21 protein-coding genes are annotated in these 22,546 nt (G+C 48.1%); 5 read left to right on the top strand and 16 right to left on the bottom strand.

The genetic code is table 11. The annotated features are described in order from the left end of the window. The first annotated feature begins 173 nt into the window (after positions 1-173). The 4 genes from pabB to HLG76_RS01305 all read left to right on the top strand — a co-directional run bounded on the left by pabB (position 174) and on the right by HLG76_RS01305 (position 5,455). Positions 174-1,559, top strand: coding sequence for an aminodeoxychorismate synthase component 1 (pabB, locus tag HLG76_RS01290; protein ID WP_175992931.1), 1,386 nt, complete (start codon positions 174-176; stop codon positions 1,557-1,559). Positions 1,560-1,568: 9 nt separating this feature from the next. Next, positions 1,569-2,396 (top strand): CoA pyrophosphatase, encoded by an 828-nt coding sequence (locus tag HLG76_RS01295; protein WP_175992932.1) that lies wholly within the window; start codon positions 1,569-1,571, stop codon positions 2,394-2,396. 203 nt (positions 2,397-2,599) lie between these two features. Next, positions 2,600-3,868, top strand: coding sequence for a serine/threonine transporter (locus HLG76_RS01300; RefSeq protein ID WP_021022832.1), 1,269 nt, complete (start codon positions 2,600-2,602; stop codon positions 3,866-3,868). Positions 3,869-4,093: 225 nt separating this feature from the next. Beyond that, positions 4,094-5,455 carry an L-serine ammonia-lyase gene (locus HLG76_RS01305; RefSeq protein WP_021022833.1) on the top strand — a complete coding sequence of 454 codons (1,362 nt, stop codon included), beginning with the start codon at positions 4,094-4,096 and terminating at the stop codon, positions 5,453-5,455. A 164-nt stretch (positions 5,456-5,619) separates the two neighbouring features. On the opposite strand, the gene HLG76_RS01310 is transcribed toward HLG76_RS01305, so the two are convergent. Next, on the bottom strand, positions 5,620-6,222 hold the full coding sequence (locus HLG76_RS01310; RefSeq protein WP_077460644.1) for a GPR1/FUN34/YaaH family transporter: 603 nt from the start codon (positions 6,220-6,222) through the stop codon (positions 5,620-5,622). 255 nt (positions 6,223-6,477) lie between these two features. Further along, positions 6,478-7,200, bottom strand: coding sequence for an oxygen-insensitive NADPH nitroreductase (nfsA, locus tag HLG76_RS01315; protein ID WP_077576996.1), 723 nt, complete (start codon positions 7,198-7,200; stop codon positions 6,478-6,480). 249 nt (positions 7,201-7,449) lie between these two features. Between nfsA and HLG76_RS01320 the strand changes: the two genes are divergently transcribed. Then, positions 7,450-7,716: a GrxA family glutaredoxin gene (locus HLG76_RS01320; RefSeq protein ID WP_021022836.1), complete on the top strand. Its 267-nt coding sequence runs from the start codon at positions 7,450-7,452 to the stop codon at positions 7,714-7,716. A 107-nt stretch (positions 7,717-7,823) separates the two neighbouring features. Here the strand turns inward: HLG76_RS01320 and HLG76_RS01325 are convergent, their stop codons facing one another. The 14 genes from HLG76_RS01325 to HLG76_RS01385 form a co-directional block, all read right to left on the bottom strand. Beyond that, complete coding sequence (locus HLG76_RS01325) at positions 7,824-9,980, bottom strand: ATP-binding protein (RefSeq protein ID WP_217706429.1); 2,157 nt, start codon at positions 9,978-9,980, stop codon at positions 7,824-7,826. After that, on the bottom strand, positions 9,977-11,005 hold the full coding sequence (locus HLG76_RS14785; protein ID WP_217706430.1) for a hypothetical protein: 1,029 nt from the start codon (positions 11,003-11,005) through the stop codon (positions 9,977-9,979). The genes HLG76_RS01325 and HLG76_RS14785 overlap by 4 nt, the downstream gene beginning before the upstream one ends. Continuing rightward, entirely contained in the window at positions 11,002-13,860 is a 2,859-nt protein-coding gene (locus HLG76_RS01330) for a PAS domain-containing protein (protein WP_175992933.1), read from the bottom strand. Before HLG76_RS01330 ends, HLG76_RS14785 begins: the two co-directional genes overlap by 4 nt. Before the next feature lie 24 nt (positions 13,861-13,884). Then, a complete protein-coding gene (locus HLG76_RS01335) occupies positions 13,885-15,534 on the bottom strand; it encodes a diguanylate cyclase (protein ID WP_175992934.1) in 1,650 nt (549 codons plus the stop codon). Continuing rightward, positions 15,524-15,916 carry a response regulator gene (locus HLG76_RS01340; protein WP_175992935.1) on the bottom strand — a complete coding sequence of 131 codons (393 nt, stop codon included), beginning with the start codon at positions 15,914-15,916 and terminating at the stop codon, positions 15,524-15,526. The genes HLG76_RS01335 and HLG76_RS01340 overlap by 11 nt, the downstream gene beginning before the upstream one ends. Before the next feature lie 232 nt (positions 15,917-16,148). Continuing rightward, on the bottom strand, positions 16,149-16,412 hold the full coding sequence (locus HLG76_RS01345; RefSeq protein WP_175992936.1) for a Txe/YoeB family addiction module toxin: 264 nt from the start codon (positions 16,410-16,412) through the stop codon (positions 16,149-16,151). After that, positions 16,409-16,651, bottom strand: a complete 243-nt coding sequence (locus HLG76_RS01350; protein ID WP_175992937.1) for a type II toxin-antitoxin system Phd/YefM family antitoxin — start codon at positions 16,649-16,651, stop codon at positions 16,409-16,411. Before HLG76_RS01350 ends, HLG76_RS01345 begins: the two co-directional genes overlap by 4 nt. An 86-nt stretch (positions 16,652-16,737) precedes the next feature. Next, positions 16,738-17,553, bottom strand: a complete 816-nt coding sequence (locus tag HLG76_RS01355) for an arylamine N-acetyltransferase (protein WP_175992938.1) — start codon at positions 17,551-17,553, stop codon at positions 16,738-16,740. A gap of 60 nt (positions 17,554-17,613) precedes the next feature. Continuing rightward, positions 17,614-18,102: a GNAT family N-acetyltransferase gene (locus HLG76_RS01360; RefSeq protein ID WP_175992939.1), complete on the bottom strand. Its 489-nt coding sequence runs from the start codon at positions 18,100-18,102 to the stop codon at positions 17,614-17,616. Between the two features lie 120 nt (positions 18,103-18,222). Further along, positions 18,223-18,864 carry a LysE family translocator gene (locus tag HLG76_RS01365; RefSeq protein WP_175992940.1) on the bottom strand — a complete coding sequence of 214 codons (642 nt, stop codon included), beginning with the start codon at positions 18,862-18,864 and terminating at the stop codon, positions 18,223-18,225. A gap of 126 nt (positions 18,865-18,990) precedes the next feature. Further along, complete coding sequence (locus HLG76_RS01370) at positions 18,991-19,749, bottom strand: FMN-binding negative transcriptional regulator (RefSeq protein ID WP_217706431.1); 759 nt, start codon at positions 19,747-19,749, stop codon at positions 18,991-18,993. Positions 19,750-19,987: 238 nt separating this feature from the next. Then, positions 19,988-20,779 (bottom strand): HNH endonuclease, encoded by a 792-nt coding sequence (locus HLG76_RS01375; RefSeq protein ID WP_175992941.1) that lies wholly within the window; start codon positions 20,777-20,779, stop codon positions 19,988-19,990. Between the two features lie 78 nt (positions 20,780-20,857). Beyond that, positions 20,858-21,715 (bottom strand): hypothetical protein, encoded by an 858-nt coding sequence (locus HLG76_RS01380; protein ID WP_175992942.1) that lies wholly within the window; start codon positions 21,713-21,715, stop codon positions 20,858-20,860. Positions 21,716-21,773: 58 nt separating this feature from the next. Beyond that, complete coding sequence (locus tag HLG76_RS01385; protein WP_175992943.1) at positions 21,774-22,442, bottom strand: hypothetical protein; 669 nt, start codon at positions 22,440-22,442, stop codon at positions 21,774-21,776. Positions 22,443-22,546: the final 104 nt, after the last annotated feature.

Genomic DNA, 22,546 nt, shown 5'->3' on the forward strand with positions numbered 1-22,546 from the left:
GTAGCCAAGTTGCCTCATCGAATTATAGAAGGTGATAATGGCAACAACGTTGCTTGGTTATTTGTGTTGGCCCATGCCGGAAAAGGCCTAGCTATGATACGCTTAGCGCTATTCGCGCGCCACACAGCGCTTCAACCGTGATCACAAAAAGAACAATGCAGCGACAAAATGCCATGACACTGACAACGACGCCCATCGATTATACGCCGGATCTTGCGGTGACCCTCTTTGATCGGATTGCCCACCAGCCCTGGGCGATGCTGCTCCACTCGGCCACGCGAACCCACCCAGACAGTCGTTTCGATATCTTGGTCGCCGATCCGGTTGCCACCATTACTGCGCGTTATAACCAGGTGACAACCTATTACGCAGATGGCACAACCACCACCCACACGCAAGACCCTTTTCACTGGGTAGCCGATCTTCAGGCCAAGCTTTTACCCACCGCGGATCCGATAGCGCCTTGGCCATTTATTGGTGGCGCCTTGGGGTACTTTGGCTATGATCTCGGTCGATGGGTGGAAGTGCTACCGGCATTGGCGAAAGACGAGCTCGAGGTGCCGGATATGGCGGTCGGGCTCTATGACTGGGCGGTGGTGATCGATCATCATCAGCGCCAAGCGGTGGTGATTGCACCCAATAGCCAACAACGATGGCAGTGGCTAACCGAGCAACACGCGCCAACCTCGCCGGTACCCTTTTCTCTCACCGGGCCTTGGCAGGCCAACATGACCGCGCAACAATACGGCCAAAAGTTCGACACCGTCCAAGCGTATTTACACGCGGGCGATTGCTATCAAATCAATCTTGCTCAACGCTTTTCCGCACCCTATCAGGGTAACGAGTGGCACGCGTATCGCAAATTGGCCGCGAACAACGGCGCGCCGTTTTCGGGCTTTATTCGCCTGCAAGACAGCGCCCTGTTGTCGGTCTCGCCTGAGCGCTTTTTATCGGTGCACGACAAACAGATAGAAACCAAACCCATTAAAGGCACACGCCCGCGCGATCCCGATCCACAAAAAGACGCACAACGCGCCCAAGCATTGAAGTCGGCTGAAAAAGATCGCGCCGAAAATTTGATGATTGTAGACTTATTACGCAATGATATTGGTCGCATTGCCTCGCCAGGTTCCGTATCTGTGCCTAAACTCTTTGATATAGAAAGTTTTCCTGCTGTCCACCACATGGTCAGTACAGTGACTGGACGCTTACCCGACGACAAGACAGCACTCGATTTGCTGCGCGCCGCGTTTCCTGGCGGGTCAATTACCGGGGCACCAAAGGTGCGGGCAATGGAAATCATTGAAGAACTCGAGCCCCATCGTCGTCATGTTTATTGTGGCAGCTTTGCCTATATCAGCCGCTGTGGACGAATGGATACCAGCATTACCATTCGCACGTTGGTTGGTCATCAAGGACAACTTCATGTTTGGGCAGGTGGCGGGTTGGTTGCTGACAGCCAAGCCGACGCCGAATATCAGGAGACGCTCGATAAAGTGAGCCGAATTTTACCCGTACTGGCAGAAGATGAGGCATTGAGCGCACCTATTCAGGATTAAGGAGAGTGGATGCAGTTACTCACCGCTGACAAGGCGTATTTCGCACCCCTAAATGTCTCCCCCCTGGGCAATACAATACAGACAGTGCCTGGGTGTGGGGGTGGGCCTTGCCCTGGGTTTTGGCCGCGCTACGAAGGAGAGTGTTTCCTCACTGATCACGGTGCGGCCACGCGACTATCACCGACCGACGTGGTCCGTGCATTTTCACTCACCCCTTTAGCGCGCCACGACAGCCGTATTCTCAATCGCGTGCGGCTATCTCCGCGCATTCTCGGTGGGGCGGATTTTCAACCCGCCGCAGTATTGATCGGGCTGGTGCCTAGGCCGTCAGGCATTCATTTGGTGTTAACCCAACGCGCCAGTCACCTAAAACATCACCCGGGACAAGTGAGCTTTCCGGGCGGAAAACGCGAGTCTATCGATCACGATAATATTGCCACCGCCACCCGTGAAATGTGGGAAGAAACCGGTATTCGCGTCACGCGCGACGCTGTCATTGGCCACTTGTGTCCCTTGCCCACGGTGACGGGCTATTATATTCATCCGGTGCTTGCCTGGGTGGATCCCGATTATCAGCCTTGTCTGGATCCCAATGAAGTGGCCGCCTGCTTTGAAGTGCCCTTAGATACCTTGTGTTATCCCGGCCACATCCGAGAACAATCGTTTTTAATCGACGGACAATGGCACCCTGTGAGTGCGTTTTATCATCACGATCATCTTGTTTGGGGAGCCACTGCCCAGCTGTTACGCGCGTTGATCAGTCAACTCACGCTGTTTCACTTTCCGGTCAATCGCACCATAAACCCTACCAATACTATGGAATTTGGCGCAATTTGATGCATATTTATCCAACACAAAACCGTACACACCTGCCTACTTAATCGCACTAAAGCGCTTTTATTATTGATAGTTGTCACATTTTGGTGCAATAGTCCGGGCGCGCCTTTTCATATCGCGATCTAGCGCTTGGTTTTCTGCGTGGAAATCGCCAGAATTCGCCTTCCCTGATTCCTGTTCCCTACAATGTGAGTAGTATTGTTATGCAAACAACCTCGACGACTGGTACCCGCGCAACCACGCGCCCGCGCTGGACCAAACAAGACACAACCTGGGCGCTTTCCCTTTTTGGCACCGCTGTTGGAGCCGGCATCCTCTTTCTTCCCATCAATGCGGGGATGAGCGGTTTTTGGCCATTGGTTGTGATGACCTTATTAGTTGGCCCGATGACCTTTTTTGCTCACCGTGGTTTGTCTCGTTTTGTGCTCTCGTCCAAAAACGCAGGCAGCGATATCACAGAAGTGGTTGAAGAGCACTTTGGCGTCGGCGCGGGTAAAATCATCACCCTGTTGTACTTTTTCGCGATTTACCCGATTGTTCTGATCTACGGTGTCGGCATCACCAACACCGTTGATTCCTTCTTGGTTAACCAGCTTGGTATGGCATCACCACCGCGGGCAATTTTGTCACTGGCCCTGATTTTGGGAATGATGGCTATCATGCTTCTGGGCGAGAAAATGATGTTGCGTGTCACCCAGTTCTTGGTTTATCCGCTGGTTGCCATCTTAGTATTTATGTCGCTCTATCTTATCCCAGAGTGGAACACCGCCGCCCTGTCGCAAGTGCCCTCAGCTGGCGATTTTGCCATCACTCTTTGGATCTCGATTCCGGTGCTGGTATTTGCGTTTAACCACAGCCCAGCGATTTCATCTTTCTCATTGGCACAACGTCGCGATCATGGTGATGATGCAGAACAAAAGTCTGGCCAAATTCTAATGCGCGCAGCAGCGATGCTGGTTGGCTTTGTGATGTTGTTTGTATTCTCTTGCGTCCTGTCGCTGACACCAGCGGACCTGGAAGCGGCCAAAGCAGAGAACATTGCGATTTTGTCTTACCTTGCCAACAAGCATGAGAGCCCATTTATTTCCTTCTTGGGCCCATTGGTTGCCTTTGTCGCGATTGTGTCTTCATTCTTCGGCCATTATTTGGGCGCACGTGAAGGTCTAAATGGCTTAGTCGTGAAAACGCTGCGTGGTGCAGGTAAACCGATCAACCGCAAGAAAATTGACGTGTTTACCGTGGTCTTCATGATCCTCACCATTTGGTTGGTGGCGACCCTAAACCCAAGTATTTTGGGGATGATTGAATCACTTGGCGGCCCTATCATTGCCACCATCCTGTTTATTATGCCAATGTATGCCGTGAAAAACGTGCCAGCAATGCAGAAGTATTCAGGTACAATCAGTAACGCCTTTGTTCTTATCATGGGCTTGGTCGCGATTTCAGCGATTATGTACGGCATGCTTTTTTAATTAATCATGACCGTTAATCAGCGCGCGCAGCAGGTGCTATAGGACTGCTGTTACTGGGGCATTAATCCCAGCCGCATTCATCGATGTTTGCGGGATAACCAGGAGCAGTGAACGCTGCTCCTTTCATTATGGCAAGCCACCGGCATTGCCAGCACAGTCAATACCATGGACGGATGGCGTAAACACTAAATCCATTGCCCTTAGGGCATTGACTGAGGTAAACACATGATCAGTGTTTTTGACATTTTCAAGATTGGCGTTGGCCCGTCCAGCTCGCATACTGTTGGCCCAATGAAAGCCGGCCAGTGTTTTGTTGATGCGCTTATTGCTAACCAACGCCTGACCGACGTCGACCGCGTGACGGTTGACGTTTATGGCTCTTTGTCTTTAACAGGCAAAGGCCACCACACCGACATCGCGATCATTATGGGCCTCGCAGGCAACAGCCCTGAAACCGTTGATATCGACGCGATCCCTAGCTTTGTTAAACGTGTCGAAGACACAGAGCAATTGCCGTTGGGCGAACAGCAGCATGTCGTCACCTTTTTGCGTGATGGCGGCATGAACTTTCACCAAACTAACCTCTCCTTGCATGAAAATGGCATGCGTATTCATGCTTGGCAAGGCGATGAGTGCGTGCTGAGCAAAACCTACTACTCCATTGGTGGCGGCTTTATTGTTGAAGAAGCCGAGTTTGGTCAGCCTGCCATGCAAGCGGTGCAAGTCCCTTACGACTTTAATAGCGCAGACGGCTTGCTCGCACTGACGCAAGAAACCGGTTTTTCTATCAGCGGCTTAGTGATGGCCAACATGCGTAGCATGCATAGCCAAGCAGAAATTGACACCTATTTCGCCAATATCTGGAAAACCATGCAAGCGTGTATGTACCGTGGTATGGAAAACGAAGGCGTGTTGCCCGGTCCATTGCGTGTACCTCGTCGAGCCGCTGCGTTGCATCACCAGCTCAAAACCACCGAAAAATACAACATCGATCCCATGTCGGTAGTGGACTGGGTCAATATGTTTGCCTTTGCGGTAAACGAAGAAAACGCCGCCGGTGGTCGTGTTGTAACCGCGCCAACGAATGGGGCATGCGGAATTATTCCTGCCGTCCTCGCCTACTACGATAAATTTATTGAGCCGGTCGATAAGCAAACCTATACCCGCTACTTTGCTGCATCCGGTGCGATTGGCGGCTTATATAAACAAAACGCGTCTATTTCTGGGGCAGAAGTGGGTTGCCAAGGTGAAGTCGGGGTCGCGTGTTCAATGGCCGCCGCCGGTTTGGCTGAACTTATGGGCGGTAATCCGCACCAGGTGTGTATGGCAGCTGAAATCGCAATGGAGCACAACTTAGGCCTTACCTGCGATCCGGTCGCTGGACAGGTGCAAGTGCCGTGTATTGAGCGTAACGGCATTGCGGCGGTGAAGGCGATCAATGCATCACGCATGGCACTACAACGTTCTTCCGAGCCACGGGTGTCGTTAGATAAAGTGATCGAAACCATGATGGAAACCGGTAAAGACATGAACGCCAAATACCGTGAAACATCACAAGGTGGCCTAGCTGTCACCGTGATGTGCTAATCCCAGAGAATCACACCAGGTAGCCACACGCTATCGAAAAGTAACGCGTTATATTGCTGATCAAAACCATCAAAAAGGCCCGGGACATCACGTCACCGGGCCTTTTTATCTGCGTTTACACCGCAAACAGACAGTGTGTTTTCCACTGCCCTCACAGGTATGATTTAAGCCGCGTGGGTGGCCATCGCAGGCTTTTTCGCATCACGTGTTAGCTCACCAACCGGAAGTACGGTACGGCCATATTCCTCGTTAAGCACCTGCGCCATCGCAAAATACATCGCGCTTAAGCCACACACAATCCCTTCAAATCCGGCAATGGTGCCAATGAGTGTACTGCCGGTAAAATCACGCGCCGCGAGTAAGAAAAACAGGATAGTCAGGCTACCAAATACAAACTGTTTAGCACGGCAATAGCGCAATGAGCCAATAAACATAAATCCAGTGAACACACCCCACAACACCAAATACCAACCCATAAAGGCAGCAGGGCTTGCGTCAGCCAGACCCATTTTTGGCATCACAATCAGGCCAACAAGCGTCAACCAGAACAACCCATAAGAGGTAAACGCGGTTGTTCCGAACGTATTGCCTTTTTTGAATTCCATGATCCCCACAATCACCTGCGCTAAGCCGCCATAAAACAGCCCCATCGCCAAAATCATGCTATCAATCGGAAAAAACCCTGCATTATGAATGTTCAATAATACCGTGGTCATTCCAAAACCCATCAGCCCTAAAGGGGCAGGATTTGCCAGTTTGTTTTCCATCAGTGCCCTACTTATTAAAAAAACCTATCAATACTCAAAATAAGCGCCCAAAACCACGGATAGAAGTGATTATCACGCGCAAAAACGCGGCAATATTACGGGTTACAGACTAGATGTAAATAACTTTTAGCGCTTAGCGTTGCTTTCATAAACAAGAGAGCCAAAATAGCCAATAAAACTGGGCAATTCCGGTTTTTTGATAATAAAAAAGCAGCAAAATGCTGCTTTTTCACTCAATTGTTCAAGCATAGCGCGTTAGCGAGTACTAAAGCCTTTACTATGCAGAAATTCTTTCATAAACGGACGCGCTTCTTTTTCCAATGTGGCAGACACTTGTTCGCTCCAGCTCATGTCTTTATTGCCGCCTGTACGTGTTTGATAATACTCGCGCACTTGGTTGTCGTAGTCACTTAGCGCCGCTTCATCAATCGCCTGATAACGATTTTCGTGAACGATAAGACTGGCCGGTAGTTTCGGTTTGGTTTCAGGATCTTGTGCAGGTACGCCTAAGCACATACCGAATAATGGCAACACATGGTTAGGCATATCCAGCAACTCGGCGACTTTATTCGGTTGGTTACGCAACCCACCGATATACACACCGCCAAGACCCATGGACTCTGCTGCGACCATCGCATTTTGCGCCATGATTGCGCCGTCAATCGCGCCAATTAACGTTTGCTCAGTAAAGCCCAACTTGGCATTGGGATTGATTTGCTCATGACGATGAAAGTCCGCACACCACACCAAAAACTCGGCGCAGTCGGCTACATACGCTTGGTTGCCCGCGTATTCCGCCAGTAAACGTCGTTTGTCGCTATCGGTCACACGAATAATACTGGTGCATTGTAAAAAGCTTGAGCTCGACGCCGAGCGCGCGGCATCAATAATCTGGCTCAGTTGCTCTGACGAAATGGGTGCTTGACTAAATTTGCGAATAGAGCGGTGAGAAAGTAATGTCTCAATCGTTGGGTTCATTATGTTTCCTTATTAGACGTTGAGCCGTACAAGAGGGATGAGCTGGTTGTACACCTTTATGGGCCGACGCGCAATCAACACAATAGCGACGCTCTGCGGCCATACCACCCGTGATCTCCCGCCGGTCGTGCGATTCGGTATAGACGTTCACAGCAATCGGTTTTGCCTATCGGTGCAAAAGGGAAATTCGTCTTTTCTCTCCATCGCCTATCAGGCATAGTAACAACATTAATGCCAAAGGAGATGAATATGTTCGTCGTAATTTTCGGTCGCCCAGGGTGCCCTTTTTGTGTTCGCGCCAAAGACCTAGCGGAAGATCTTAAAACCAACCGTGATGACTTTAACTACCGTTATGTCGATATTCACGCAGAAGGCATCAGCAAAGCGGATTTGGAAAAAACCGTCGGCAAACCGGTTGAAACCGTGCCACAGATTTTCGTTGATCAAGCGCACGTTGGCGGCTTTACCGAATTTGAAGCCTACGCTAAAGAAAATCTCGGTTTGTTCCAAGACTAATCGGTTGAACCATCGATAAAAACCAGCCCATTGGCTGGTTTTTTTGTTTTTGGCGGTCATTGATATATCGAGGTTGTCGTCTATCGCCTCGATTAACGCTAGGAACGTTACCGCTCACGCGTAATACTCTTGCCGATAATATCCACAAGCCTGTCAGTTGTCAGTTGCCTTTTCATCAACACACCGTGAACCGTATCGTATCGTTCAGCACTAATCTCCTCACCGGTCAGTACGATAATCGCAGCCGTTGGCTGTGTTTCTTGAATCACTGGAATTAAGCGCCAACCCGATCCGTCGGGTAAACCAATATCCAACAAGACAGCATCATACGCGTGTTGCGTTAACAATGATTGAGCTTGGCTCAGTGTGAGTGCATGATCAAGCGTCATATAATCACTGACCATCGCCTGAACAATTCGATGTAAATCTATATCGTCTTCAACATGCAAAATTTTTGCCTGTGTAGACGTTAGCAACTGTTGTTTTACTAGACTGATGAGTTGTTTGTGATCGATGGGTTTTGCTAACCATTCAATGTTTTCAGCGTCGCCATTAAGCTCTAACCGTCCTTGTTTCATCTTTGCAGACACCACAACAATGGGAATATTAGCGGTGTCGGCATGCTGTCTTATCCGACGAATAATATCGAGCCCACCGATATCGGGCAGCATTAAATCTAAGCTGATTAAATCATAATGCCTTGCTTGTAACGCTTTTAACGCCGCCATACCCTCTTGGCTAATATCGACTCGGTATCCAGCCTCTTCCAGCACTATTTTTAATAGACTAGCCACGTCGGAATCATCTTCAATCACTAGAATATTATATGAAGAGTTAATGTTTGGTTTGTCACCAATGTTCGAGTCAGTCGGCCTATGCTGATCGACCGATTTGGTCTTCACTGTTTCATGCAACGGCAGCTGAAAGTAAAAACGGGCGCCTTTTCCCGGGATCGACTCAAACCCTATCTTGCCATTCATTTTTTCAACGAGTTCACGGGTAATCGCAAGCCCTAACCCCGTGCCACCTTTTTGCCGTGTATCTGTGCTATCGGCTTGGGCAAACTTTTGGAAAATTTTGGGATAAAAGTCCGCAGCAATACCACAACCTTGGTCAGTAACACTCACGGTCACGTGCTGTTCATCCACCACGGTATCGATGGTGACCGTCGCCCCATCAGGCGAAAACTTGATCGCATTAGATAGCAGATTAGCCAATACTTGCTTCAGCCTTTGTTTGTCTACTCGAACCTCGGCATCAGCCGTTTCACTGTTCAAGATGATGTCGACGTGCCGCTCTGCACCGTATGCTTTATTTTCTTCTAAACATTGTTCAAGGATGGGATCAATAGATTGAACTTGCATATCAAAATACAACTGGCCGGCCGCTATTTTTTCGATATCGAGTAAATCGTTGATCAATAACGCTAACCGCTCGCTATTACGGTGTGCGGTGTTGAGTATTTTTTGGGCTTTATCAGGGATCTCACCCAAGCGTCCACCCAGCACTAAACTCAGTGCACCAGACACTGAGGTAAGCGGCGTACGCAACTCATGACTGACCGTAGAAATGAACTCATTCTTCATTTGCTCATGGCGTTTGCGTTCGGTGATATTTTGGGCAATCCCGAGGAAACCGGTAACCTCTTGACTGTCGTTGTATATCGCCGTTACTGTCAACGTAACCGGAATATGCTGGCCTTGCTTATGGACATAACACCATTCACGCGTTTCTGCGCCCTCTAACATCGGAATGGTCATAAATGTCTCAAACCCAGTTATCGCCCGATTAAACTGACCTGATAGCGCCTGAGATCGTTCTTCCACCTCGTCAGGCACATGAAACAAGGCAGGGCTGTGTTTATCCACGACCTCGGCAGAATGGTAACCAAGCAGTCGCTCGGCGCCGGTGTTGAATAAAGTAATTATGCCTCTCGTATCCGTCGCGATAATCGCAACCTCAGTCGAGGCGGCCAATATATTACTGAGCAGATCGGAGGTGCTTGCCAGTTCACGGGTACGGTCCTTTACCTCTTGCTTTAAGTTTGCTCGTGCCTTTTCCAATTCACGGAAGTTATCACTAAGCGCATGGCTCATATCTTGCAGCGATGTCGACAAAACAGCATATTCCGCTACTCGGCTTTGAGGCAGCACAACACTCGATTGATAGCGTATTTTTTCAGGTAGATGACGACTTGCCCTATCGAGTCGTGATAGAGGCTGAATCAGGATTCGGCTCAACGAAAAGGCCGCGAGTATACTCAAAAAGCAATGCCTGAAAGCATAATAAAGCTTTGATTACGACTCCTTTCAATAGCCTCTATCAATGGCGCTGCCGGCCGTTCTGCAAGCAAGACCATAGCGTCGGACCGGTCTGTTAATGGCAGTTGGTAACGATAAAAGCCCGATTGCCAGCGATTAACCAAATTACCCCCCGACGCCGGCAACCAAATAGACAGGTTATCGGCACTGGTTAGCGGCCGGACTCCCCCTGGTAAAACAGAGTGTAAATCACCGACCTTCACTGTCGGTGTTCCCTCGCGATTTAATATCGCCACACCAGACGCACCTTGAGACAGTGACGGCCGTAATGATCTCTTTTGGCTATCAAGCGAACGGTCGGGTTGCTGGTTGAGCCGAGCCACGGCACCCTCGGCAACCCGCTTAAGTTCGTCAGCGACCCGTTGCTCGTTTTTTATTATATTATTTTGGTTGTTGATAATGATGGGTGTCATCCCCGCGATAAGGGTCAGGCACAACAGGGCATCAAAAAGCAGCTCCTGGAGCCGAACCTTTGCCGGTAACCAATTGATAGTGCCATTCTGGAAATACCAAATCAGCAGTTTTACCATTAACCCTGCAATGAGCGCGTTAAACACACCGTTCAGGGCTTGCTTCAGGGCAATCATACTGGAGGAGCTGCCATCCATGCCGATGACCATTGTGTAGAGTGGTATCAGCGCCACCGGGCCCATCACTAACCAAAAAGCAAGATCCGCAAGTACTAAGTTTTTTACGCCACGGCGATATAATACACTGACCGCAAACGCTTCCAATGTCAGTGTTAGCATCGCGTAGGGGTGGCCCCAAAGTACCCAGGTATAGGAACCGCCAACCAACGCTACACATACTGCTGACCGTAGCCCGAGTAAATTTACGGCTAGCATGACAGCCACCGAGCCAAAGATAAAATGCACACCAAAGAACAGCGGCAAACTGATCATGTTGCCGGCAAAGGCAACAACAGCCAATAACAGCGTTGCCATTGTCTGTTTAGCTAATACGCTCATTTTTCAACCTGCAACTGAATAAAAAACAACGCTCCACCGCCCTGTGTATCGCGGTAACCTACATCACCGCCCATCTGTTGGCAGATTTCCCGAGTAATAGCGAGTCCCAGCCCTGTACCAGGTAATTTTCGATTATCACTGCTGTCTGCCTGACTAAAACGCTGGAACAGTCGGTTTTGAAATTCCTTGTCCACGCCGGATCCATAATCTCGGATGCTAATTTCAACGTCTTTATTACTTTTTGTGACCGATACGTCCACCTGCCCTTCTTCAGGCGAGAATTTGATCGCATTGGACAGTAAATTGGTTAATGCTTGAATCAATCTTGCTCCGTCAACATTGACCATCACCGTCGGCCAGTTATTCGGGGTGTGTATTTGTATCTGACTTTGATACTGATAGGATTTAACAGACTCTATTGCGTCATTTATTAGAGGGCCAAGCGCTTGTTTTTCAATATGAATTGGCATTTTCCCTGCCACCAGCTTTTCCATATCTAACAAATCGTTTATCAGTAAGCTTAAACGTGTTGCATTCCGTTCAGCCGTACTCAGCAGCTGATTCGCCTTTGGCGGTAAATTTCCAGTTGCACCGCCATTCAATAGCCCTAACGCGCCTTTAATCGACGTTAATGGTGTGCGCAGTTCATGACTGACGGTGGCAATAAATTCATCTTTCATTTTGTCGAGTTTTTTACGCTCAGTAATGTCTTCGACAAGGGACCAGATCACCTTTCTTCCATCCAACTCTGTGCTCAGCATGCCTTGTAGGCGGACCGGATAACGACTGCCATCTTTTCGGATGTACTCTTTTTCAAACGGCCCATAGCGACCTGTACTCTGCATACTTGCCAGCGCTTTTTTCTCTTCTGGCTCATATTCTTTGGGCGTGACATCCCAATAACTGAGGGAAACGAACTCTTCGCGCGTATAACCGGTGGGCGCTATGAGGGCATCATTTAAGTCAAGAAATTGTCCAGTTTCAAAATCGTTTAACGCGATGCCGATCGGGGAGAAATCAAAAAGACCACGCAACCTTGCCTCGCTCTGCTCTAAGGCCAACCGTGCCTGCTGCTGTTCGTGCACATCCTGCAAATAACCGTGCCACAAGACACTACCATCTATCATTCTCTCTGGCCTCGCCTCACCCGAAATCCAACGGTAACCCTTACCTGGACAGTTGACCTGATAAGTAGACTCCCAGTGTTCCAAAGTATTGGCTGAGTGCGTAATGGATTGGCTAACCGCCTCAATGTCACCAGGATGAATACGTTCAAACGCTGGCGTCGCGTCTTCAGCGGCCTGCTCTGGTGTGATGCCGTACAAGGATTCTATTTGAGGGGAGCTGTAAGGAAAAACCATCCGTCCATCGGGAAAGCGACGGAATTGATAGAGGGTGCCCGGTAGTAATGCCGCTAACTTGGTCAGCCGTTGCTGAGTCAGATTCTGGGTCAATACATCGGATAACCAGTTGCCAAGCAGACGTAGAAACAGTTTTTCACCGTCATTATAGTCTTCAAAGCGAGCATTGGCGGACGATACATTCAATGTGCCCCAGGGATGGTCATAGACATTGATAACAACGCCAGCATAACTACCTAACGGTGCCGCTTGATAGCAAGGATGGTGATGAAACTCTGGCCGATCAGTGTCGGCGATAAATTGTTCCTGAGCGGTTCTGTTAGGGCTATCTGACATCAGAAGCTGGCACCAGGTGTCTTTTAACGCAAACTGCTGTCCTGCAGCAATATTTGTGTCTGGCGGTCCTGCTATCCAGTTGACTGTGTACACGTCATCTTTTATTTCACTGATAATAGCCAGCTCAGCCCGCAAGTAATGCTTGGCTTCTTCCAAAGCATAATTAATTCTATCTTCCAAGCTACTATGGCTTGAAAAGGCAATGTCGGTGAGTACAGTTAACGCCTGATGATGTCGTTCTAGCTGCGTCAGGGCATTGCGCTCTCGAGTAATATCGATAATAAACCCTTCAAGCACCTGTGAATGCCTAGGATCTGTGTCAATACGCTTACCTCGTTCCTCTACCCAACGGTAACCCAGTGTACGATGCCGAACGCGGTACTCAATCTGCCATTCTTCATTATTGGCCATCGCGTTAGTAACAGCTTCATCAACCAATGAAATATCATCAGGATGAATCAGATCCGCATAACAAACTCGTTTATTGTTTATCAAGTCCTCGGCGGTATAACCACTGATAGTGTCAACTTGATTACTGATGTAAAGCATGGTCCAACTTTCATCTGGCAAACAACGAAACGTAATCCCGGGTATGTTATTGACCAACGATGTCATTTCATCGTGGCTAGCCTGCAGTTGTTGCTGCAACGCGGTTGACTCACGTCGCTGATAGATATCGGTCCAAATCAGATCCTCCACCATACCCGCAAGGTTCTTTAGTTGTGCCACGTCCTGTTCACTAAACTGTCTTGGTTGATCATCGATCAGGCATAGCGTGCCCAGCCGGTAACCCTCGCTATTGTGAATCGGCATGCCTGCATAAAACCGAATATCCGGCGCCCCACAGACGAGCGGATTATCAAAAAAACGCATGTCGTCTAGCGCGTTTTCAACAATTAATGCTTCACTACCTAGAATGGCATGCCCACAGAAAGAGACATCTCTTGGGGTTTCCGAGGCATCTAATCCCTGGCGAGATTTAAAGTATTGCCGTTCCCTATCGACCAGTGACACCAGCGCGATAGGCACAGAAAATAGGTCAATACACAAGCGAGTAATGCGATCAAAGCGTGAGTCGGCGCCACTGTTAAGCAGATCCGTTTCATCTAATGCCTGTTGACGCTGAGCTTCGTTATGAGGGTCAGGTGGCGTTCGCATGCAAAGGCTCCGGATAATTCACGATTAAGGGGTGTTCACTGCTTGTACAACACAATTCCGTCCGTCATGCTTGGCGCGATATAAGGCTTTATCAGCTAGCGCCAATAAAGACTCACCCGTTTCGGTCGCAAAGCGCTGATTATCGGCAATACCGGCGGAAAGCGTACAAGAGAACGTGGCGTCACTCGCCTTGAACGTGATCGCGCCGAAATCTTCTCGTAACTGATTGACCAAATGCTCGGCTTGGTCGGCATCACAATCTGGCAATACCAGCGCAAACTCTTCTCCGCCGTATCGGCCAAGCTTATCGGTATTTCTAAAATGCTGACGTAAAAGCGTACCGATGGCCGCAATCACCTGATCGCCAATCGCGTGACCATGAGTGTCATTCACGACTTTAAAATGATCAATATCTAACATAACCACGCTAAAAGTCTGAGGACGACGCTGTGCGAGCTGCCATTGCTTTTGCAACGCGTCTTTGATGCTAGCGTGTTTCAATAAGCCGGTCAGCCCGTCTTGATGTTGCGTGCGGTTAAACGCTCGAAATCGCTGTATTCTACTTTGACACAGGCGCACCAAAAGATCCGTATCCACCGGTACTTCAAGAATGGCATCGCCGTCTAGCAGCAATGATTGGCGACGCAAATCTGCGTTAGGGTCGCGAGAGAGGAAAATAATCGGCAAATGTGACCAATGCTCTGTCTGCGCGAGCAAGGCCACTAATTCAGCGCCCGTCACCTGCGGTAACCAGACACTGACAAGGATGATTTCAGGATTAAACTCGCTGATATACTCAAACAGTCGTTCTGGCTTATCCAGTGTCGCGACTTTCATGTCTGCATCTTCTAAAACAGATTGGCATTGAGAGACGAGGGCTGGGTCTTGATCAATCATCATAACCCGACCAGGTTCCGCGTCTATGTGACCAAGCATATGCGCAAACTTTGAGGCAAGTTTGGCCATGTCCAACGGTTTGGAATAATAACCTGCGCCTCCCGCGCGCAATGCCATCAGCCTGGCGTTATAACTTTCTTCAGCACCAATGAAAAAGACGGGACATTGGAAGTGCTGTAACTTGGTCTTCCATAAAGTTGCTAAATCAGTATCAGACACGTCGTCCTGAATAGCATGATGGTCAATAAGCAGTAAGTAAGGTGCGTGTTTAGTCAATTGTTTTAGTTGGCTCGCATCCTTTATCCAGTACACCTGAAAACCAAAACGAGCAAACTGGGATTGGGCGTATTTAGCCAAAATATTATCGCGCTCGACCAAGCCGATAATAGGCGCCTCTTCCATAACCGGTTGCTGGATTGTTGTGGTGCTTTGCGTCGCTGACACGCTATCTTTATGGTGCGCCGACTCAAGCGCTTCCATCCAATCAGTTGGCAGGCTGGTGGGCTGTTCTGCTTGAGATAAGCGCTTGGCAACCTGTTGCTCAAACTGACGGGCCGCTTCGCCGAGACTAGCAAAACCAAATGTCCCCGCCGCGCCCGCAATGGTGTGCAACCCAGAGTGCAACGCCTTTAACGTTTCCTGGTCATCATGGCCTGATAACAACTTATCATTGATGGCATGAAGCCGTTTAAACTCCGAGGTCAGCCGTTTAGCGTACGCTTCCTTGAGCCTTTCAAGACGCTTTTCGGTGTCATTAGTCTTTTTGTTATCGTCCATTGAATTCGTCCCAAAACGCACGCACATCATCAGCTAATGTCATAGGATCGAAAGGTTTAGAAATAACATGACTCGCCCCTAACGCTTTATAGCGCGCCACTTCTTCTGGATGAACTTTCGCCGTCATAAAAAGAATGAGCACCGAGTCATCAACGAGTCCTCGTTCCCGCATCGCGGTGAGTGTTTCTGGGCCATCCATATTTGGCATCATGACATCGAGCAGTATGATTTGCGGCTTAAATCCGTCCACTTCCTGCAAGGCCCGCTCTCCCGATTCACAGGTTTTAAGAGTGAGCCCCCCCACATCCTCAAGTGCTAAGGTAGCAATTTCACGGATATCAGGGTCATCCTCGACATATAAAACTTTATCTAAAACAGACATATCCATTCCTTGCTCATTCGCTCAACGGTGTACAATAAATACGGCTACTCGCTCACTATTGCCAGCTAGCTAAGGCTTTCTCTTTGAATTCTAGTAGGTTGCAACAAAAAGTGTAGTGCATACCGTCAGCTTCTGATGGGACAGACGGATAATTTTTGCGCTCCAAACATGGTGCCCAGCCCAAAGAACAACGCAACCAACAACAGCAGCCAATAAAGGGCGGTGATAACCACTATTCGTAATGGCTCCAGAGCCTGAGCACTTTCACCACTTGTTCATCCTCGAGTACTTGATAGACCAAGCGATGCTGAATATTAATACGGCGTGAATAGGCACCGGTGAGATCACCGACAAGCTTTTCAAACGGAGGAGGTTTACGGTAGGGGTCGTCTTCAATCAGTACTAACAGTTCTTGCGTTTTTGGTTTGAGACCACTGGAGGCCAGCTTTTTTGCGTCTTTCTGGGCTTGTTTGGTGTAAACCAACTTCCATGTCACCAGCCCAACGCCTCATCGCATTCATCCGTCGGCGTGGCGATGCCTTCGCGAATTGACTCACGCATCCCTGGTACAGAAAGCAAATAGAGTGTTTCCTGAATCGCTGACCAATCTTCTTCTGAAATCAGCACCGCTTTGTTACGCTTCCCCGCAATAACAATGGGCTGATGCGATTCGGCGGTTTCATCAATGAGCCGATACAATTTGCTACGCGCTTCAGTGGCAGTGATCCCCGTCATAGCGCCTCTCCAGTGATTAACTTTTAAACAATTGTACGACATAGAGTACGTACGTCAAGACGAACGTTTTGTTAACATCCGCTCACTCAAGCCGCCTCGTTAGCCATCATCTTTGCAAACGCGGTTTCCAACACCGCTTTGGGCGGTTGCAATAAAAACACCTCATGAACCAACTGGGTTAATGCCTCGACGCTATCGATGCTTTTATCGGTGACAAGTTGCCCTGCCGCATCCCAGACCAAAAACTGCTGGTTACGAATCAAATAGCGGTGTGAAGCGGTGATCAACGACACCACAAGGTTATTGACGAAAACCGCATCTGTGTGTTGATGAGAATAGAAATGCGCCACTTCAAAGTCGGCTTCTACTACGTCATAAAGCTCAACCTCGTACAGTGTTAGTGGCGGTTGCTCGGGCTCGTGTAATACCACCGTCACCACATCGCCATTGCGCGTGATTTGATAGGTATCGTGCCCAATAGTGCAGGAGCGCTGGTTGATATTGAGTAACCCGCGCGGGGTTTTATTGCCAAAACCAACGTCCACTAGATGGGTCTCGCCATCGAGCTCAAGCACATTCATACGGTGAGTGCGCGGATTGGTGGGCTTACCATTGAGCATCACCCGCGCCAGCACACTACGCACCTTAAACCCCAAATGTTTCAGGGCAAGGTAGGCAATTTTATTGTGCTCAAAGCAATAGCCGCCTTGTTGGTTCACCACCAGCCGTTCAAACAAAGCATCGGCCTGTAAAGAAAGCGGCTGCCCCGCCAAGGCATTGAGGCTAGAGAATGCATACCGCGTCAAGTGCTTTTCAATAAGTTCAGTGACCAGTGCCACGCCCTTCGCCTCACTCAACGCGAGGCGATGTAAATACTGTTCAATCATGGGTGCTGATGTCATCGTCGACTCCTTATGTGAATGGCACCAGATTAACCCCTCAAGTAGGGTTGAGGTAAAGCGTTAATCGGATGATAAGAGCGACTTTTCCATACGTAGCAATACCCACGATTCACCGCGAAATGAACGCATACCGCTTTCTCGAGAAGTGACCAAAAACCCCAATGACTCATAGCACCGTTTAGCCGCGGTGTTGTGCTCAAACACCGCGAGCGATAACGCGTCAGCACGATATTCTGACGTGGCCAATTGGATAAGCTGGCAGAGCATTTGATTGGCGATGCCTTGACCGCGAAACGGCTTAGCGATAAAAACACGACAAATACGAAAGTGATCCTCACTGGTTTTGACCAACTCTGCATATCCCACGCTCTCCCCCGAGACAGAAAACATAAAAGGCCACACGTCGGGTTGCGCACAATGCTGGCTGATCTGGTAAGCGTTTAACGGGAAGTCAAAAGTTGGACCGCCCCATTGGTAGTTTAATTCGTCTGAGTCGATCCAGTTTATCAATCGCTCATAGTCCGATTGAGTGAAGGCTCTGAGTGTCATTTATTGAGGTTCCGATACTCATGATTACGTCAGTAATTGCGCGACAATTTTCTTTATCAAAGGGCTGAGTCCCGCGCACCTAGCAATAACACGTTACTCTAGCGCCTTGTGTGTCACGACTCACGCAGGATTGCGGCTAAAGGCGGAGCGCAGCAACCCTAATCCTGCCAGCGCGAAGATCCCAGACACGACGCGCTCAACCCAATGCGCCACTTTTTGGTAGACGTTCATCACGCCGTTAATTGAAAACAACAGGGAATACATCCCATTCACCAAAAAGCCGACCAGCATACAAGTCAGCACCGCCGCGACAAGAAACAGCCCATCGCTGCTTGAGCCCATCCCAACCGACAAAGCCGCCATCCATGCCACCACGGTTTTAGGGTTAGAGGAATTTAAAACCACGCCACGAACAAACCATTTTCGGTATCCCACTTCTTGGCTATCGTTTGTAGAGACCGTCGCGGCGGCGTTAAAGGATGATTTAAAAGAAAGGTAAGCCAGCCATAGAAGATAAACGCCACCCACGATTTTTAGCAGCATGAGTAAATACACCGACCCTTGCAGCACCACACCCAAGCCACTGGCGGCGACAATGCCCCAAAACAGCAGCCCAATGGACAACCCTGCGCCGTAAACAAGGCTAACTTTTCGCCCCTTACTCATGGCGATGGTTGCATTGGAGATGTTCGCCGGCCCCGGGGAGACCGCAACAACAAAAAATGCGAACCCTATTGAAACGAGTGATAAAGCGTCAGTCATCCTTGCTCCTTATTATCGATGTTGTGTTTAAAGTGGTTTTTCTTGTTTTAGATTTTAGAGAAGCTGCCGTACTCATCTTCCTGAGCCTTCGACGGCTAGCTGCTAATACACCACGAGTGGCAGGTGCTACTTATTACCGATCCCAAGATTGCGTTTTTCCATATACGCCGACAAGGCGATATCATTTGGATGCGTGCTGTCACTGAGTGCGGCGAACACGCCTGTTTGATCGTCCGATTTTCGATGTTGGCCCAGCTTTTCCTTTGCATGAATGTCGTCAACAACAATTTTAAAGCCCACGACTGACTGGCGCAGTTTCGCTTGATAATCGCTTGGCATCGTTTCCGGTGCATCAAGCAGACCAGGCTCATACTTCGCCACAAGCTGCTTCATTGCCCATTCGTTTTCTTCGTCAGTCAAAAGCTTTAAGACACCGTAACAATGCACAGCCGCATAATTCCATGTGGGCACAGCGGGCTTTGTCTCATACCACGATGGTGATATATACGAATGCGGCCCATTGAAGATAACCATAACACGCTGATTCTCTGATACTTTCCAATGTGCATTCGCTTTTCCAAAATGCCCATAAAGACAGCCTAAAGCCCCTTCCTCTGCTTCATAGATTAAGGGCAAGTGTGTTGCATTCAAATCATTAGAAACGAGAACGCCAAAGCCATAATCGGAAATGAACGCCTTAATGGCGCCCTCGCCAGTCATTTCCATATTCTTGGGTATGTGCATATGCTCCTTCTTGTGTAAGCCTGCTTTTCCGCGAGTGCGAACATGTTTTAAACTTTTTAACTCGTTCCCACGCTCCTGCGTGGGAATGTATATGGATTTTGAATCATAGTCAGGGTTCGCCACAAGATCACCGAACTGCACTTGATCTCTGTTCTAACACTAGCGAACAGTGTCAATACCTTTAGCGAACAAGCCAGTTCAATGCCCTAGGCAGCATTATGTTACACTGCTTATGGTGCTGTTTGTGTTTGAATGATATCAAGAGCTAGATATGCATTCCCACGCAGGAGCGTGGGAACCAGAACAAGCTGACGTAATAAGATCGTCGATGCGTTTCCAGTAAAACGGATCAAGTCCAAGCGTGAGCCCAGCTCTCTTGTTAGGCACCATTGCGATTGTAAATTTCCTTCAGTTTTTCCACTGACATAGCAGGTTTATCTGTATGAATCATTGCATGGCAATTAGGACAAAGAGGAACTAGGTCTGTTTCTGGATTAATAATACGCTCACCGTCGCTATGAGCCAAATCTACTCGGTGATGTACATGAATATAGTCACGCCCTATATCTCCGTATAGATTTTGAAAGTTCATTCCACATACTTGGCAGTTGCAACCAAAGTGGCGTATGCACTTTTCACGTGCCGATCGATCTCGCTCAATTGCAGTCGATAATACCGAATACCTTTTACCTTCAAAGTGTACAATATCATTCGATTTCTTCGTACCCTTACACTTCGCTAATGTCCACCTGACATTCTCACCTTTTGCCACGTTGGATTCAGATGCTTCCCATAGCGCTTCAGGGTCAATGTCAGTTAACGCAGCTTGCCGTTGATGGGAATAGCCAAGAATTGAATTATCCGAATCAAAAATGTATGGCCCTGTTATTTCAAAGACACATTGTCTTTTACCACTTGCTGTAACTATAATTTGATCACCAATCTCAACTTCTGCATACAGGTTCCACAAACTTGGCCCTGCCATATTGGAATTGTTTACATCAGGCTGTATAGTTTCTAGCTTATTGGTTATTTCAGTATAATTACTTGGATCCAATTCTGAAAGATCCCCGACACTTGACCAACCAATAGCAATTCGCCCAATTTCTATCATTCTTGCGAGTGCTTTTTGTGACTCTTCATGATGAGCAACTAATCGCCATACTTGCATTTTTTCTCCTTATGTCTAACGCTGAGCGAAGCGGCGGCTGAAAGCCGTCCTCCTTACGCGTCTTGTTGGGTTTGAGACTTAGAACGGGATATCCGAGAGCTCGAGATTGAAATCAAATTCATGGTCATAGTTCCCGTCAGTTGTCTCTAGTCTGATGATGCCTCGACCACCTATATTGGTGCTGTCAGGTATTTCGTCACCGTTCCATGCCCTTGCGATGACCCTCTTCGCCTGAAGTCGAATCTGGGACCATCCACCCGCACCGAGCTTTGAAGCCGGCGGTGTAATCAAATATCGTCGTTTAAAAGGCTTTATATCGGCGTCTGAAAATGGACAGTCTTTCCCTTCTTGAGTAATACGCCAATCATTGCCAGCGTAAAGGTATGTCGCTGAAATTTCGGGAGAATACTTGTTTGTTTTATTATGGAGATCGATAGTGAAATTGATGATAGCTTCTGATAAATGCTCGGTATTGGATAGGTAGCCCGTTGGCGGTTTAACGTCGACTTGGATCTTGCTACTAGTACGTGCTTCTGATTCAGCTTTTGCCCACTCAATATTTTTTTCTAGTTCGGATTTCAGGTAAGAAATTGAATCACCGTAAACGACATGGCGACGGTGTTTCAGATCAAAGGGAATATCGTCAGCATTTTTGGTCAGTAGGATGCAAATCTTATCTCTTGCATGGGCGTACCCTAATTCGTAAAAAACGTTGGGGTTCCTGTCTGATAAGTCAGCAATTACGAAATCCGCTACATCAATTTGTCTGTAGATGCGGTCCAGCATCCCTTCATTGAATAACTGCTCATCTAAGCGCTGTGCTAAGACATCGCAATTTTCGGAAGCCTCTTTAATTCCAAGCTTGTAGACATCTTCGAATTCACTGCTGAAGGGCATTAGTACAAAGGCAAAAGGTTTAGTTTTCTGGTGACTCAAAACATCCTCCTAGTCAAACCCAACGCTAGCAACAGCAGCAAACTAAGAGCCTAAGCGATTAATTTGTCTGATGATTGCTCTTGTTATGCGTAATTTCACGAACCGCATCAATTAAACCGTACACAAGCAATGAATCTTGGACACGAGCTGCTGGATGAGCGTACATCACAACAGGTTTATTTTGCTGATTTATAAACCACTTTATGCCTCTAGAAGTTTCATATACTTGTTCATCATTTAAATCCAAAGCAAACCTTAAATCCCATCCAGTACCACAACAGACTGTCAAATCAGGATTATAAATTTCATACTGTTCTTTAATGAACGCCTTATCTTGAGAGACAACGGTATCAAAATCAGCTCTTACTGTTGTATGAGTACCAGGCGATTTCTTAAGATTCATTGCACATATGGACCGTAAAGTATCAATTCTTTGTTTTTCAGAAATTGATTCAAGCTTAGCCCATGGAATATCACCATTAGCATGATTAATGGTATTAACCCAACGGGTAACATTATTCCATGTTTGAGGACGGGAGCCAGTCCGAATGAATTCTCTTAAATCCCAACCACCACCATGTTCATCGTTCACCTCTTTAAGAACAAAGCAAAGTTTAATTTTAGAATTTAAATAATCTTGTTCAGAAACAACTCCATCAGTCACAAAACCGACTCGGCTACTTTCCCACTTATGAAATAATACCGACTCTCTTTCTTTTACGCTCATAAGTCCTCATTTCGCATAACGCCAAATTAAGGTGTGAACAACGCTAACCACCCAGGGCGAGCGCATAAGTGTTCATTTTTCAACCATCGCCGGTATGCCTGCGG

It is taken from the genome of Salinivibrio sp. EAGSL, from assembly GCF_013366455.1.
Taxonomy (GTDB): domain Bacteria; phylum Pseudomonadota; class Gammaproteobacteria; order Enterobacterales; family Vibrionaceae; genus Salinivibrio; species Salinivibrio costicola.

Coding starts and splice junctions, on each gene's coding strand:
- pabB (WP_175992931.1), top strand. CDS start 174: ATGACACTGACAACGACGCCCATCGATTATACGCCGGATCTTGCGGTG.
- HLG76_RS01295 (WP_175992932.1), top strand. CDS start 1,569: ATGCAGTTACTCACCGCTGACAAGGCGTATTTCGCACCCCTAAATGTC.
- HLG76_RS01300 (WP_021022832.1), top strand. CDS start 2,600: ATGCAAACAACCTCGACGACTGGTACCCGCGCAACCACGCGCCCGCGC.
- HLG76_RS01305 (WP_021022833.1), top strand. CDS start 4,094: ATGATCAGTGTTTTTGACATTTTCAAGATTGGCGTTGGCCCGTCCAGC.
- HLG76_RS01310 (WP_077460644.1), bottom strand. CDS start 6,222: ATGGAAAACAAACTGGCAAATCCTGCCCCTTTAGGGCTGATGGGTTTT.
- nfsA (WP_077576996.1), bottom strand. CDS start 7,200: ATGAACCCAACGATTGAGACATTACTTTCTCACCGCTCTATTCGCAAA.
- HLG76_RS01320 (WP_021022836.1), top strand. CDS start 7,450: ATGTTCGTCGTAATTTTCGGTCGCCCAGGGTGCCCTTTTTGTGTTCGC.
- HLG76_RS14785 (WP_217706430.1), bottom strand. CDS start 11,005: ATGAGCGTATTAGCTAAACAGACAATGGCAACGCTGTTATTGGCTGTT.
- HLG76_RS01330 (WP_175992933.1), bottom strand. CDS start 13,860: ATGCGAACGCCACCTGACCCTCATAACGAAGCTCAGCGTCAACAGGCA.
- HLG76_RS01335 (WP_175992934.1), bottom strand. CDS start 15,534: ATGGACGATAACAAAAAGACTAATGACACCGAAAAGCGTCTTGAAAGG.
- HLG76_RS01340 (WP_175992935.1), bottom strand. CDS start 15,916: ATGTCTGTTTTAGATAAAGTTTTATATGTCGAGGATGACCCTGATATC.
- HLG76_RS01350 (WP_175992937.1), bottom strand. CDS start 16,651: ATGACGGGGATCACTGCCACTGAAGCGCGTAGCAAATTGTATCGGCTC.
- HLG76_RS01355 (WP_175992938.1), bottom strand. CDS start 17,553: ATGACATCAGCACCCATGATTGAACAGTATTTACATCGCCTCGCGTTG.
- HLG76_RS01360 (WP_175992939.1), bottom strand. CDS start 18,102: ATGACACTCAGAGCCTTCACTCAATCGGACTATGAGCGATTGATAAAC.
- HLG76_RS01365 (WP_175992940.1), bottom strand. CDS start 18,864: ATGACTGACGCTTTATCACTCGTTTCAATAGGGTTCGCATTTTTTGTT.
- HLG76_RS01375 (WP_175992941.1), bottom strand. CDS start 20,779: ATGCAAGTATGGCGATTAGTTGCTCATCATGAAGAGTCACAAAAAGCA.
- HLG76_RS01385 (WP_175992943.1), bottom strand. CDS start 22,442: ATGAGCGTAAAAGAAAGAGAGTCGGTATTATTTCATAAGTGGGAAAGT.